General features: G+C 63.0%; 14 protein-coding genes and 1 pseudogene. 13 read left to right on the top strand and 2 right to left on the bottom strand.

Annotated elements, in window-relative coordinates:
- Positions 1-162: 162 nt before the first annotated feature.
- A complete protein-coding gene (locus DRB87_RS22915) occupies positions 163-537 on the bottom strand; it encodes a hypothetical protein (protein ID WP_130027628.1) in 375 nt (124 codons plus the stop codon).
- 279 nt (positions 538-816) lie between these two features.
- On the opposite strand from DRB87_RS22915, the gene rpmH reads away from it, so the two are divergent.
- The 11 genes and pseudogenes from rpmH (at position 817) to DRB87_RS22860 (ending at position 9,117) form a co-directional block, all read left to right on the top strand.
- Positions 817-951, top strand: a complete 135-nt coding sequence (gene rpmH, locus DRB87_RS22910; RefSeq protein ID WP_010806664.1) for a 50S ribosomal protein L34 — start codon at positions 817-819, stop codon at positions 949-951.
- 61 nt (positions 952-1,012) lie between these two features.
- Positions 1,013-1,519: a ribonuclease P protein component gene (rnpA, locus tag DRB87_RS22905; RefSeq protein ID WP_083902298.1), complete on the top strand. Its 507-nt coding sequence runs from the start codon at positions 1,013-1,015 to the stop codon at positions 1,517-1,519.
- A gap of 14 nt (positions 1,520-1,533) precedes the next feature.
- Entirely contained in the window at positions 1,534-1,893 is a 360-nt protein-coding gene (gene yidD / locus DRB87_RS22900; protein ID WP_130027627.1) for a membrane protein insertion efficiency factor YidD, read from the top strand.
- A 24-nt stretch (positions 1,894-1,917) separates the two neighbouring features.
- Entirely contained in the window at positions 1,918-3,573 is a 1,656-nt protein-coding gene (gene yidC, locus DRB87_RS22895) for a membrane protein insertase YidC (RefSeq protein ID WP_130027626.1), read from the top strand.
- 108 nt (positions 3,574-3,681) lie between these two features.
- Positions 3,682-5,075: pseudogene (mnmE, locus tag DRB87_RS22890) on the top strand (tRNA uridine-5-carboxymethylaminomethyl(34) synthesis GTPase MnmE).
- A gap of 173 nt (positions 5,076-5,248) precedes the next feature.
- Complete coding sequence (locus DRB87_RS22885) at positions 5,249-6,313, top strand: Fic family protein (RefSeq protein ID WP_130027624.1); 1,065 nt, start codon at positions 5,249-5,251, stop codon at positions 6,311-6,313.
- A 330-nt stretch (positions 6,314-6,643) separates the two neighbouring features.
- Complete coding sequence (locus DRB87_RS22880) at positions 6,644-7,000, top strand: hypothetical protein (protein WP_017233882.1); 357 nt, start codon at positions 6,644-6,646, stop codon at positions 6,998-7,000.
- Between the two features lie 14 nt (positions 7,001-7,014).
- Positions 7,015-7,638, top strand: a complete 624-nt coding sequence (locus DRB87_RS22875; RefSeq protein ID WP_130027623.1) for a YMGG-like glycine zipper-containing protein — start codon at positions 7,015-7,017, stop codon at positions 7,636-7,638.
- Positions 7,639-7,718: 80 nt separating this feature from the next.
- Entirely contained in the window at positions 7,719-8,102 is a 384-nt protein-coding gene (locus DRB87_RS22870) for a hypothetical protein (protein ID WP_130027622.1), read from the top strand.
- Positions 8,103-8,259: 157 nt separating this feature from the next.
- Positions 8,260-8,844, top strand: a complete 585-nt coding sequence (gene thpR, locus DRB87_RS22865; RefSeq protein ID WP_130027621.1) for an RNA 2',3'-cyclic phosphodiesterase — start codon at positions 8,260-8,262, stop codon at positions 8,842-8,844.
- Between the two features lie 57 nt (positions 8,845-8,901).
- On the top strand, positions 8,902-9,117 hold the full coding sequence (locus DRB87_RS22860; RefSeq protein WP_017233878.1) for a hypothetical protein: 216 nt from the start codon (positions 8,902-8,904) through the stop codon (positions 9,115-9,117).
- A gap of 97 nt (positions 9,118-9,214) precedes the next feature.
- Here the strand turns inward: DRB87_RS22860 and DRB87_RS22855 are convergent, their stop codons facing one another.
- A complete protein-coding gene (locus DRB87_RS22855; protein ID WP_130027620.1) occupies positions 9,215-10,009 on the bottom strand; it encodes an MHYT domain-containing protein in 795 nt (264 codons plus the stop codon).
- A 424-nt stretch (positions 10,010-10,433) separates the two neighbouring features.
- On the opposite strand from DRB87_RS22855, the gene DRB87_RS22850 reads away from it, so the two are divergent.
- Both DRB87_RS22850 and DRB87_RS22845 read left to right on the top strand, forming a co-directional pair.
- Positions 10,434-11,999, top strand: a complete 1,566-nt coding sequence (locus DRB87_RS22850) for a DHA2 family efflux MFS transporter permease subunit (RefSeq protein ID WP_130027619.1) — start codon at positions 10,434-10,436, stop codon at positions 11,997-11,999.
- A gap of 155 nt (positions 12,000-12,154) precedes the next feature.
- Complete coding sequence (locus tag DRB87_RS22845) at positions 12,155-13,102, top strand: DedA family protein/thiosulfate sulfurtransferase GlpE (RefSeq protein WP_130027618.1); 948 nt, start codon at positions 12,155-12,157, stop codon at positions 13,100-13,102.
- The last annotated feature ends 77 nt before the right edge of the window (positions 13,103-13,179 follow it).

The following is a 13,179-nucleotide window of genomic DNA, read 5'->3' as shown; positions in this document are numbered from 1 at the left end:
GCAGGGCGTATCCAGGTGGCGCGGGCGCTCGTCCGACTCGTTCGGCCGACGCTCATGCCCCCCACTATCCGATACATCAGATATGGGGACAGAGCGTCGCAAACCAAGCCGGCGACCCCGTTCCCGAGCAACGCCGGGACGGGCAGACCGGCCGGGGTCGAGTCAGACCGGCGGCGCATTGCAGGCGCCCGGCAACCCACGAACCATGGCGCTGCGTTCGGGTTTTGCCTCGCGCGTACGGCCGGTGTCGGCGCGCGCAGACGACAAAACCCGGCGCGCTGTCCACATGGCGGCGTCACCGGTACTCTGCTGGGAAAAAAAATGATGGGGGATTTTACCGCCAAAGCGTTGGCAAAGCGAGTTATCCACAGGAATGCCCACAGCACCGGCGTCTCCGGGCGGGCGGGCCGCGTTAACCCGCCTGACGTCGCGCAGTCCCTGCACAAATGCCCAGCAAATACGACGATTTGCCGCGACCGCCGGGATATCTTCTTCGTCAGGTGTTTCCTTGTCGGCAGAAATCAGCGACTCAAGCAATTTCTGCCATCATCGACCGCCGGAAGGCCGCTGGCTGGCGGATCTCCGCCGACGACGGTGCCGGTCGCGTACCGGCGTATCGCGTGTCATGGCTAACCTATTGACACACAACGGAAAAGCCGATTAAATAGCGGGTTCGTTATAAAGATAACCGGATTCTATCCAACTCCCGACGGCTGGGCCGCGCGTGAAAGTCCTTGAATTTGCAGGTTTTCACGGTGTCCATGTGGCGTTTCACGATGCTGCTGCGCGGGAATTTTTTCACACAGTGAGTGCATCATGAAACGTACATTTCAGCCTTCCGTGACGCGCCGCAAGCGCACCCATGGCTTCCTGGTTCGCATGAAGACCCGTGGCGGCCGCAAGGTCATCGCCGCTCGTCGCGCCAAGGGCCGTAAGCGCCTGGCCGTCTAATCGCGGTTCTCGGCCGTACCGCGGTTTGCGCGTCAAATCCGCAAGGCGCGAAGTCCCGGCAATGGGGTTTCCCAAAGCCGCGCGACTTCTCAAAACGGATGAGTTTTCATCCGTTTTTAGTTTGCGTCCTTTGCGTCGCAGCGCGCACTTCGTGTTGTATATGCGTTGGCGCGAGTCTGCGCCGGACGCCCTTGTCGATATCGATGCCACGCCTCATGAGGGCCGCATCGGTATTGTCGTCGGTAAGAAGCACGCGCCCCGCGCGGTCACTCGCAACCTGATCAAGCGTCAGGCGCGCGAGATGTTTCGCCAGCGCCGCACCGCGCTGGCCGGCTGGGACTTCGTGCTGCGACTGACCCGGCGCTTCGACAAGGGAACGTACACGGCGGCGGCCGCGCCAGTGCTGAATACACTGTGCCAGGCTGAATTCGCGCAGCTCTTCGACGCGGCAGAAAAAGCCGCCCGCAAGCGCCGCACGACCGACGCCAAGACAGAAGGTAGTGAGTCCTACACGGTAGCGCCCGACCCCGGGCATGCGCCGCCCAACCGGCCACTTCGGCCGGACTGACAGGCGGAATCGAGATGCGAAGCGTGCTGTTGTTGCTCCTGCGCGGTTACAAGCTGGTGATCAGTCCCTGGCTGGGGAACCGTTGCCGCTTCCATCCGAGCTGCTCCGACTACGCGCGCGAGGCCATCGTCGAACACGGTGCCGGTTACGGCACTTATCTCGCGGCCCGGCGTCTATGTCGCTGTCATCCGTTTCACCCCGGCGGTTTCGATCCTGTACCGCCGGCTCGACACGTCTGTCACGCTCCCGATAACACCGACCAAGGCGCCGCAGATACGGCCGCCGGAAGCGGCATGTCGCGAGCCAGGCAGACGGTCTCGTCCGGGCCTGCGGCCGCATCGGCAGTAACGCGCCGCGCGCCGGGCCATTCCTGAGTTTCGTCCACCACGAGTTACCGCATGGACATCAAACGCACCGTTCTCTGGGTCATTTTCGCGCTGTCTGTCGTGATGCTTTTCGACAACTGGCAACGCGCCAATGGCCATTCGTCGCTGTTCTTCCCGACGCCCGAGGTCTCCGCCCCGGCCGCCAAGGGCGGAAGTCCGACGCCGGCCAACGACCTGCCACAAGGTGCCAACGCGGCGCCCGCGGCGGGGAGTGCCCCGGGCAACGCGCCGGCCGCTGCCGCTGCGCAGAATGTCCGCATCACGACCGACGTCTATGAGGCCGACATCAGCGCGCAAGGCGGCACCGTGTCGTTCCTGGCGCTCAAGCAATGGCCCGACGCCACCGAGGCCGACAAGCACGTGGTGTTGTTCGACAACACGCCGAGCCAGCAGTATTACGCTCGCACGGGTCTGATCGGCGGCGACTTCCCGAACCACAACGACATCTTCACGCAGGTGCCGGGCCCGACCACGATGACGGGCGACACACTGACCGTGAAGTTCGAATCGCCGGTCAAGGGCGGCCTGCAGTTGGTGCGTGCTTACACGTTCCATCGCGGCAGCTACGTGATCGACGTGTCCAACACGATCGTCAACAAGTCCGACGCCGCCATTCAGCCCACGCTGTACATGGAACTGGTGCGCGACGGCCGTGAGATCAGCGGCGCGAAGTTCTCGCACACGTTCACGGGCCCGACGGTCTACAGCAGCGACGAGAAGTTCCAGAAGATCACGTTCAGCGACATCGACAAGGACAAGGCGAAGTACGTCAAGCAGTCGAGCGATGGCTGGATCGGCATGGTGCAGCATTACTTCGCCACGGCCTGGATTCCGAAGGAAGGCGCCAAGCGCGACAACTACATCGGCAAGCTGGATAACGGCCTGTATCGCGTGGGCGTGAAAGAACCGCTCGCGAGCATTCCGGCCGGTGGCAGCGAGACGGTCGATGCGCGTTTGTTCGCCGGTCCGCAGGAAGAGCACATGCTCGAGCAGATTGCGCCGGGCCTGGAGCTGACGAAGGACTACGGTTACTTCACGATCCTCGCCAAGCCGCTGTTCTGGCTGCTCTCGAAGCTGCATGGGCTGATCGGCAACTGGGGTTGGGCGATCATTGCCGTGACCGTGATCATCAAGCTGGTGTTCTTCCCGCTGTCGGCCGCGAGCTACAAGTCGATGGCGCGCATGAAGGAAATCACGCCGCGGATGCAGGCACTGCGCGAACGCTACAAGAGCGATCCGCAGAAGATGAACGCGGCCCTGATGGAGCTGTACAAGACCGAGAAGGTCAATCCGTTCGGCGGCTGTATTCCGATCGTGATCCAGATTCCGGTGTTCATTGCCTTGTACTGGGTGCTGCTCTCGTCGGTGGAAATGCGCGGTGCGCCCTGGTTGGGCTGGATTCATGACCTCTCGACGCAGGATCCGTATTACATCCTGCCGGTGCTGATGGCCGTGTCGATGTTCATCCAGACGCGTTTGAACCCGACGCCGCCGGATCCGATGCAAGCCAAGATGATGATGTTCATGCCGCTCATCTTCTCGTTCATGTTCCTCTTCCTGCCCTCGGGCCTGGTGCTGTACTACGTGGTCAACAACTCGTTGTCGATTGCGCAGCAATGGTCGATCAACCGAATGCTGGGCGCCAAGAAGGAAAAGAAGGCGGCCTGACGTTTCCCGGCCCGACCGACTGAATGACACCACCGCCCGCGAGTCTCTCGCGGGCGGTTTTATTTGGTGCATGTCAAAATAAGCCTCTGTTTTTCAAAGAACCGTGCCATGAGCGCCACTGTCTCCGCCGTCCCGATTGCTGCCATTGCCACCGCCCCGGACGCGGCGGGATCGGCGTGGTGCGGGTGTCCTTCGGCAAGCATCGCGGCGACGCCGTGCAGCGCGTCATCGCGCGTCTGGTCGGGCAGCCGCTCAAGCCCCGTCATGCGTCGTATCTGCCGTTTCTCGATGCCACCGGCGAGGCGCTCGATCGCGGCATCGCGCTGTACTTCCCCGGCCCGAATTCATACACGGGCGAGGACGTGCTGGAGTTGCAGGGCCACGGCGGACCGATCGTGCTGCAACTGCTGCTGCAGCGGTGTCTGGATGAAGGGGCAGAACTGGGCGTGCGCCTGGCGACGCCCGGTGAATTTACGCATCGCGCGTTTCTGAACGACAAGCTCGATCTCGCGCAAGCGGAGGCCGTAGCCGATCTGATCGAAGCGAGCACCGAGGCTGCGGCGCGCTCGGCGAGCCGATCACTCGACGGCGCGTTCTCGCGCGAAATTCATTCGCTGGTGGATCTGGTGATTCATCTACGCATGCTGGTCGAGGCGACGCTCGACTTCCCGGAAGAGGAAATCGACTTTCTGGAGGCAGCCGACGCCTTTGGGCAGCTCGAGCGCATTCGCACGCAACTGGCGCGGGTGCTGTCGCAAGCGCGGCAGGGCGCGTTGCTGCGAGAGGGAATCAACGTGGTACTGGCGGGGCAGCCGAATGTGGGCAAGTCGTCGTTGCTCAACGCGCTGGCCGGTGCGGAGCTGGCCATCGTCACGCCGATCGCCGGGACCACGCGCGACAAGGTGCAGCAAACCATTCAGATCGACGGCATTCCACTGCATATCATCGACACGGCGGGCTTGCGTGAAACGGAGGATGAAGTTGAGCGTATCGGCATTGCGCGTAGCTGGAGCGAGATCGCGAAGGCGGACGCCGTGCTGCATTTACTCGACACGCGCACCGGCATGACGCCGGAAGACCAGGTCATCGCGAAGCAGTTGCCGAAGCATGTGCCCATCGTGCGTGTGTACAACAAGACGGATCTGGCGGGCGAGCCGGCGACGGTGTTGCCGAAAGAGGGTGCGGCGCCGCTCGGCGTGCGGCTATCGGCAAAGGGCGGGCAGGGGATCGACCTGCTACGCGCGGAGTTGCTCAAGATTGCCGGTTGGCAGGCGGGCAACGAGGGAGTGTTTCTCGCGCGCGAACGACATCTGTCGGCACTGCGCGCGGCCCGCGAACATATCGAAATGGCAGACGCCCATGCACGCCGGAACGCAAGCGCGCTCGATCTTTTTGCCGAAGAATTGCGCCTCGCGCAGGAGCAGCTCAGCACGATCACCGGTGAATTCACATCGGACGATCTGCTCGGGGTGATTTTCAGCCGGTTTTGTATTGGGAAGTGATGGGGGAGTGCCATGGACGTCTCTCATCGCGTCCACGGGCGGCCGCCATCTCAGGGCTTGCGTCGACGCGGGGAAACAGGGTAACTCAGCGACAATAATGGGGTATTTCCCAATAAAATACCCCATTTAGAGGATATGATTACCTCTAATTCAACGACTGAACCTTCATTTCCATGTACTCGCTTACCCCGGAGTATCTCGCTGCGCTGCGCTTCGACGGCAATCAAGCGGCGACACTGCGCTCGCTAGGCGAGTATCACGGCAAGCAACAACTCTACGCATCGCAATCGCCCGAAGCCCTGAAAGGCCTGCGTCAAATCGCGACGGTCGAATCTACTGAATCCTCCAACCGGTTGGAGGGTGTGGTCGTCGCGCCATCACGGCTGAAGTCTCTGGTCATGCGCAACGCCGTGCCGAAAAGCCGTTCCGAACAGGAGATTGCCGGCTACCGCGACGCCTTGGCGTTCATTCATGAGTCGGCCACACACATGCCATTCACCGATGGTGTGGTGCTGCAATTGCATACGATGCTGTATCGCTACATGCCACAGACCGGTGGTCGCTGGAAAGCAACCAACAACGACATCGTCGAACGTCATCCAGATGGAACATCGCGGTTGCGCTTCCAGCCGGTTGCTGCCCACCTCACGCCGATGGCCATGGCCGATCTGACGCGATGCTACGCCATCGCAGTGGACCAGCACTTGGCCGACCCGTTGGTACTCGTACCGTTGGCGATGCTCGACTTCTTGTGCATTCACCCGTTCCCGGACGGCAACGGCCGTATGTCCCGCTTGTTGACCCTTTTGCTCCTCTACCACTTCGACTACGCAGTGGGCCGTTACATCAGTCTGGAACGCATCTTCGAGGACACCAAGGACGGCTATTACGAAACGCTTGAAGCCAGCTCGCAGGGCTGGCATCTGGCGCAGCACAACGTCAAACCTTGGCTCGACTATTTCTGGGGTGCCTTGCTGCGGGCCTATCGCGAGTTCGAGGAGCGTGTCGGCACCATCGAGCGCGGCCGTGGCAGCAAGGGTGATCGGGTACGCGCAGAGGTGTTGGGACGCAGTCTGCCATTTTCGATTTCAGAGATCGAGGAAGCCTGCCCAGGCGTGAGCCGGGACATGGTTCGCCTAGTGCTGCGCGCGATGAAATCTGAGGGATTGATTGAATCCACGGGCAAAGGGCGCGGAGCAAAATGGGTTCGCCTTGTTGGCAGACCGATCACCGAATGAAACGTCGAATTAGCATCGGAACAACATGCCAACAATCACGGATGCTGAAGCGACCGGCCCCGAAAAAGAAGCGTTGAGACGTAACGCTTTTTCACCGTTGCTGCATGCGGTGCGACGCTCCAATCGTCATGCCATCCCATAGAAAACGTAATGCTTTGAAACACTTATCACACGCATCGTAATTGCTCCGATTGGTGGACGGGCCTAGACTCGAAATTATCAACTCCTGGGCGGCGTTGCGTCTCATCGGGTCAGATTTCCCTCGTTGACGACGCGCATACGCGAGGCGGAATCCACCGCGCCCGGCGTTCGTGTTTCGAGGTCAGTGTCGTGAAACGTCTTCCTGTTGTCCTCGGCTTCGGCGTCGTCGCCGTGGCCGCTGCCATGGCCAGCAGCAGCGCGCTCGCCTGGCACGGCGGTGGTGTGCGTGTCTGGGTCGGCCCCGGCTACTACCCCTACGGCTATCCCTACTATCCACCTGCACCGTACTACGCGCCCCCCGTTGTCGTCGTTCCCAGCCAGCCGCAGCAGTACATCGAACAACCGCAACCCGGCGCCCAAGGCGACCCGTCCGGCGCGAACAGCGACACCTGGTACTACTGCGACAAAGCCGGCGCCTACTACCCCTACGTGAAAACATGTCCGGCCGGATGGCGCGAAGTGCCCGCGCAACCGGCGTCGAACTGATCGGGAGACGCACCATGTCATTCGAATCGTCAGTCTCCCGAGCGCGTCATCGGTCGGTTGCCTCGCCTCAATCGCCTCAATCGCCTCAAGCGGCGCCCGCCACCGGACGCAAGCGGCGCGCGCAACGTCTCACCGCACCGTTGGCCATCGTTATCGCCGCCGCGACGCTCGCAGGATGCGCCGTGGTCCCGACCGGCCCGAGTCTCATGGCGTTACCCGGCACCGGTAAATCGTTCGACCAGTTCCGTCGCGACGATTTCAACTGCCGCCAATACGCCTCCGGCCAGAACGGCGGACTCGATACCGCCACCGCCGCCAACAACAGCGCGATCGGCAGCGCCGTCCTCGGCACCGCCATCGGCGCGGCCGCCGGCGCAGCCTTCGGCGGTAGCTCTGGCGCGGCCATCGGTGCCGGGGCGGGCCTGCTCACCGGGAGTGCCGTCGGCATGGGCAACGCGCAATCGTCTGCATACGTCACCCAAAGCCGCTATGATCAGGCCTACGTTCAGTGCATGTATGCGGCCGGCAATCGTGTCCCGGTTCGCGGCGACATGATGATGCCGCCCCAACCGGTGCAGCGCTATGCGCCACCGCCGCCACCGCCCCCGGGCTGGAAGCCCCCGCCCGGCAGCTACTGATTCCATAAAAATGACGTGATCCCGACGTCGCCCCAGCCTGCGCTGTCGGCGACGTTGCGTCGCTCTGCCCGAGACACTTGATGACCCACGATTCCACCGGCCAACGTACGCTCAACACGCCCGTGCCGCAAACCTCCCGCCGGGTGATTCTGCCCGCCATCATGGCGTCCCTCTGCGCCACGTTCATGCTGACGACGCACGCTCACGCACAGAACACCCCTTCAGCAGCCAACCCAGGCAATGCAACGACGTCGGCCGGTGCCAATGGCGCCACGGGATCGGGCGTCTTCAATCCGAGCGCCGACATCTCGCGCGCCATCTCCCACGACACCGCCGATACCGCCATCCAGAACAACTGGAACAGCATCATGCATCCGCCCGTGCAGGCCAAACCCCAAGAGAAACCGGCGGAGTCGCCCCGCCGCGGCCGTCGCGGCATCACCCCCGCCATCTCGACCAATTGACGGAACGGGCGCCGCGCCCCGCCTCACGCTTTTGCTGCCAGCGAGCGCTCGTCGTCAAAGCGTCGGGTACCGCTCGCCCGCCCCGGTCCAACTGGCGTTCGACCGGTAGCCCGCCTACTATGAGAATCATCAGCAGGATCCAACCTGTGGTGTTCTCATGCGACTCTTCCTTGCCCTGTGGCCTGGGTCGGGTGTACGTGCGCAGCTTCACGAGTGGGCCGCTTCAGCTCACGCGGAATGCGGCGGACGTGTGCTGCGTGCCCAAACGCTGCACCTGACGCTGGCCTTTCTCGACGAAGTCGACCCCACCCGTCTGCCGGTACTGCTCGCGCTCATGCAACGCACGCCGCTCGCGCCGTTCACGCTCACCTTCGACCATCTGGGCTATTGGGCCGATCGCAAGGTTGTCTGGGCTGGGGCGACCGGTGTGCCCGAGAGCCTCACCGCCACGCGCGACGCACTCCTCTCGCAATGGCGCGCAACCGGCGCGCTCGTCGTCACGCAATCGTTTCGCCCGCATGTGACACTGCTGCGCCATGCGCGGCGCGCGCCGTCCGATCTGAATCCCCGTCCGATCGTGTGGCATTGCGAGGGATATGCGCTCGTCCACTCGGTGCGCACGCCACGTGGCCCGCACTACCGTGTGCTCGCGCAACACCACGGCGGAGCGTCCGACGGCTTTACCACGACCGCTCCCGAGAAATCGGCGATGCCAATAACGCAATACGGTATAGTCGGATGACGATGCATTGGCCGGCCGGTTGGTGCATCGGTTTTTCGTCATTCGCAGGAGGCTCAAGTGCAAGTCGGATCGATCGTCAAATCCAATCACATCGCAGTGCCGCAGGGTGCCATGGGCATCGTTACCCGCGTGCTGGGCGACATGGCAATGGTGTGCTGGTATTCCGGCCAGCCCGGTGCATCGAAACAACTCAACACCGAACCGTTCTTCATTGCCGACCTGATCGAAACAGGCGATGTCATGCCTGTCGGAGGCAGCCCCATCCTGCACTGAACCGTGCGCGGCGCCGAAGGGCGCTCGGCCATCAATACGCCGGCCCGTCTTTTCGACGGGCCGGCGTTTCGCATTTCAGACGCATGCCACCGCGAGGTCAGACAGGTCCCGCATGCTGACGCATGAGGGCGTCGAGGCGCGCCGCCATGCGCTCGCGCCGACGACGCGACGTGCGATACAGCAGCACCGCCATCGCGAGCAGGACCACGCAAGCGATCAGGAACACGCCATACGGCAGCATGTCGCCATGGAGCCGCATGCTGATCTGCGCACGCGTGGACGACGTGCAGATGATCGTGCCGGCGCGCATGCCAGTGTAGTGCATCCCGCAAACGGCCACCGCCATCACCAGCGACGCCAGCGCTCGTTGCAGGCTCGTCTCGAGATGGAACGCCAGCCAGAGCGCCACACTCGCCGCCACGATCGCGATGACCACCGACAGGGCGACGATGGTCGTATTCCATTCGAAATACGCCTGCGTGCGCACAGCGTTCATCCCCAGGTAGTGCATGCCCGCGACGCCCAAGCCGCCCGCCACGCCACCGATCACGCAGCGCACGGCATTGCGATAGGGCGCGCGCGCAACATACCAGAGCGCCGCCCCCGAGACCACCACGGCCAGCAGCAGACTGCCGAGCGTCGGCCATAGCGAATACGACACGGGGAATGGCATGCGCTGCGCGGCCATGCCGATGAAATGCATGCCCCAGATGCCAATGCCCCCCAAGGCCAGGGCCGACACCACGAGATAGCCGACACTGATGCGGCCGTCGTCGTCGCGAATACGGGACGCGGCCACCAACGCCACATAGGCCCCCAGCGCCGAGATCACGAAGGAGAGCAGAACGAGGAATTCACTGTATTGAAGCGGAACGACGCTACCTGGCTGCATGGGCTGATCCTGTGATTTCGCAGTCGCCGGGGTGCCAAAAGCGCTGACGAGCGAACGGTAGTTGAGCCTGCACGACGACGCCCAGGGGGCCGCGACGTGGCTTCGCACACGTCGGACGTCAGCGGCGATTCAATCTCGACGGCCCGGCGACGTCAAGGGGTAAAAGCGTCTTGCGTTCGCCAAACGAAGATCAATTGCCGCACGTCGATTACACCCAACGAAACGGTCTCGTCCCAAACCCTTACCGGGCGCGTGATCCGCGCAAACGCCCCTCGGTTGATCGGCCAATCGGCGCGCATCCTGACGATTTAGAGCGCGAATTCCAAACCCTCGTCGCACATCAACGCCGTTCTGCGGCACCATCCGGGAATCACATTGGCCCGAGTCGCTGCGACCCGGCCAGCATTCCACGGAGACACTTCACATGGCCGACGCAGCCACTGCAAACGCCACCGCAGCGCCGCAGGGCGCGCCGTTGACCGGTACGCGACTGGCGATTCTCACGGTAGGCCTCGCGCTGGGTACCTTCATGGAGGTGCTCGACACGTCCATCGCCAACGTTGCGGTGCCCACCATTGCAGGCAGCGTCGGGGTATCGAACAGTCAAGGCACATGGGTCATCAGCTCTTACGCGGTGGCCGCGGCCATCGCCGTACCCCTTACCGGATGGCTGGCACGTCGCGTTGGCGAAGCGAAGCTGTTTGTTTCGTCGGTGGCGGCCTTCACGGTGGCGTCGATGTTGTGCGGCCTGGCACCCAATATGGAGACGCTCGTTTTCTTCCGGCTGCTGCAAGGGCTCGTATCCGGCCCGATGGTGCCGCTTTCGCAAACCATTCTGCTGCGCAGCTTCCCCGAGAGGAAACGCGGCCTCGCACTCGGCCTGTGGGCCATGACCGTGATCGTCGCGCCGATCTTCGGTCCCGTGGTGGGCGGATGGATCACCGACAACTACACCTGGCCGTGGATCTTCTACATCAACGTGCCCGTCGGGATCTTCTCCGCCGTGTCCTGCTTCCTCCTGTTGCGTGGGCATGAGACGAAGACCCAGAAGCTGCCCATCGACCTGATCGGTCTGGCGCTACTCGCCATCGGCGTGGGTTCGTTGCAGATGATGCTCGACCTCGGCAAGGACCGCGACTGGTTCAACAGCGGCCTGATCGTCACGCTCGCGCTTGCCGCCGCGATCTGCCTGTCGTTCCTGATTATCTGGGAGCTGACGTCCGACAAGCCCATCGTCGACCTCACGCTGTTCAAGGATCGCAACTTCGCGTTGGGCGTCGTGGTGATCTCGTTCGGCTTCATGACATTCTTCGCCTCGGTGGTCATCTTCCCGCTGTGGTTGCAAACGGTGATGGACTACACGGCAGGCAAGGCCGGGTTGGCAACGGCCCCCGTGGGCCTGCTGGCGCTGCTGCTCTCGCCAATTATTGGCCAGAACATGAACCGGCTGAACCTGCGCGCGGTGGCCTCGTTCGCGTTCATCGTGTTCGCTGGCGTGTCGTTCTGGAATTCGCACTTCGCATTGAATCTGTCGTTCGCGAAGGTGATCGAGCCCCGGCTCGTCCAGGGCATCGGCATTGCGTGCTTCTTCGTGCCGATGACGACCATCACGCTCTCGAGCATGTCCGACGAGCGTCTGGCGGCGGCGGCCGGCCTGTCGAACTTCTTCCGCACGCTCTCGGGCGCTATCGGCACCGCCGTGAGCACCACAATGTGGGAGGACCGGGCGATCTACCATCACGCACGGCTCGTCGAGAACCTCACGCCGTATTCCACCGCGACGACGAACTATCTCGACCAACTGCGCCAAGGGCTGGGGCTCGCGAACGGCACCGACTTCGGCATGCTCAACGATCTCGTGACACGCCAATCGTTCATGCTGGCGACGAACGACATCTTTCATCTGTCCGGATATGTCTTTCTCGCCATGGCGGTGCTCGTCTGGCTGACTCGACCGAAGCGCGGGGCCCAGGCGGCGGTCGGGCACTGACGCGGGCCCCCGTGACGCCCCGACCCCCACCTGTCGCAACGCGACACGGCAGTCGTTCCAGAAAAGCAACACTACGTCTCCGCTTCGCGGCTTCTGACTGTGACCGCCGGACGCTACCATGCGGTATTGCGACTATTTGCCGACAGGGATCCTGCATGCTGTTCGATCTGATCGCCCGCTACGGGCTTTGGCTGGTCTTTCTGAATATCTTCGGACAGGCATTGGGGCTGCCCTTGCCGGCCTACCCCACACTCATTGTCACGGCGTCGACATCGCTGTTCCCGGCGCCGCTGATTGTCGCGCTGGCGATCGGCGCCGCGCTGCTGGGCGACGCGCTCTGGTTTCTCGCCGGACGCCACTATGGTCACCATATTTTGCGGCTGATGTGCCGCCTGTCGATCTCGCCCGACACCTGCGTGAGCCGTACGGAGGGTGCGATGGGCCGCCACGGCGTGCGCGTATTGATGTTTGCCCGCTTCGTGCCGGGACTCTCGGCGCTGTCGGTGCCGATGGCCGGTGCGCTGGGGGTGTCGTGGCGCACGTTCTTGACGTACGACGCAATCGGCGCTTTGGTCTGGTCCGGTGTCGCCGTGGCGCTCGGCGTGGGCTTTGCCTCGCACATCGTCGCCCTGCTCGACACCTTCGACACGCTCGGCCGTGGCGTGCTGTGGCTGATCGTGCTCGTTTTCGCGCTGTATCTGCTCAACCGCTGGCTCAACCGATACCGTCTGCTGCGCTCGCTACGCATGGCGCGCATTGGCGTTCAGACGTTGGAAAGCTGGATGAAGGACGACATCACGCCCGTTGTGATCGACGTGCGCTCCGCCGCGGTGCGGGCCGTCGATCCATTCACGATTCCCGGCGCGCTGGCCATTGCCCCGAGCGAAATCGAGGAAAAGTTGCGAGATGTGCCGCGCGATCGCCGCATCGTCGTGTTCTGCGCGTGCCCGAACGAAGTGTCGGCCGCGCGCCTGGCGCAGCAACTGCGTCAGCAGGGCTTCGCGGAAGTCCGTCCGTTGCTGGGTGGACTCGACGCCTGGCGCAATGCCGGCTACACCGTCGACAAGATCGATGGCATTGAAACGCTCGCCCCAGCTAACTGATTTTTCCCCGTTCGCGCGAACCATTGCGCACAATTGAATGACGCGCGCTTACCCGCAGGGAAGCGCGCGTTTTGCTT

This window comes from Pandoraea sp. XY-2, from assembly GCF_004193915.1.
Lineage (GTDB): Bacteria > Pseudomonadota > Gammaproteobacteria > Burkholderiales > Burkholderiaceae > Pandoraea > Pandoraea cepalis.
This window is presented reverse-complemented; position numbering and strand designations above follow the sequence as displayed.

Excerpts from the sequence above, each read along its gene's own strand:
- DRB87_RS22875 (WP_130027623.1), top strand. The coding sequence starts at position 7,015 with ATGTCATTCGAATCGTCAGTCTCCCGAGCGCGTCATCGGTCGGTTGCC.
- rpmH (WP_010806664.1), top strand. The coding sequence starts at position 817 with ATGAAACGTACATTTCAGCCTTCCGTGACGCGCCGCAAGCGCACCCAT.
- rnpA (WP_083902298.1), top strand. The coding sequence starts at position 1,013 with ATGGGGTTTCCCAAAGCCGCGCGACTTCTCAAAACGGATGAGTTTTCA.
- DRB87_RS22855 (WP_130027620.1), bottom strand. The coding sequence starts at position 10,009 with ATGCAGCCAGGTAGCGTCGTTCCGCTTCAATACAGTGAATTCCTCGTT.
- DRB87_RS22885 (WP_130027624.1), top strand. The coding sequence starts at position 5,249 with ATGTACTCGCTTACCCCGGAGTATCTCGCTGCGCTGCGCTTCGACGGC.
- DRB87_RS22850 (WP_130027619.1), top strand. The coding sequence starts at position 10,434 with ATGGCCGACGCAGCCACTGCAAACGCCACCGCAGCGCCGCAGGGCGCG.
- thpR (WP_130027621.1), top strand. The coding sequence starts at position 8,260 with ATGCGACTCTTCCTTGCCCTGTGGCCTGGGTCGGGTGTACGTGCGCAG.
- DRB87_RS22845 (WP_130027618.1), top strand. The coding sequence starts at position 12,155 with ATGCTGTTCGATCTGATCGCCCGCTACGGGCTTTGGCTGGTCTTTCTG.
- DRB87_RS22870 (WP_130027622.1), top strand. The coding sequence starts at position 7,719 with ATGACCCACGATTCCACCGGCCAACGTACGCTCAACACGCCCGTGCCG.
- yidD (WP_130027627.1), top strand. The coding sequence starts at position 1,534 with ATGCGAAGCGTGCTGTTGTTGCTCCTGCGCGGTTACAAGCTGGTGATC.
- yidC (WP_130027626.1), top strand. The coding sequence starts at position 1,918 with ATGGACATCAAACGCACCGTTCTCTGGGTCATTTTCGCGCTGTCTGTC.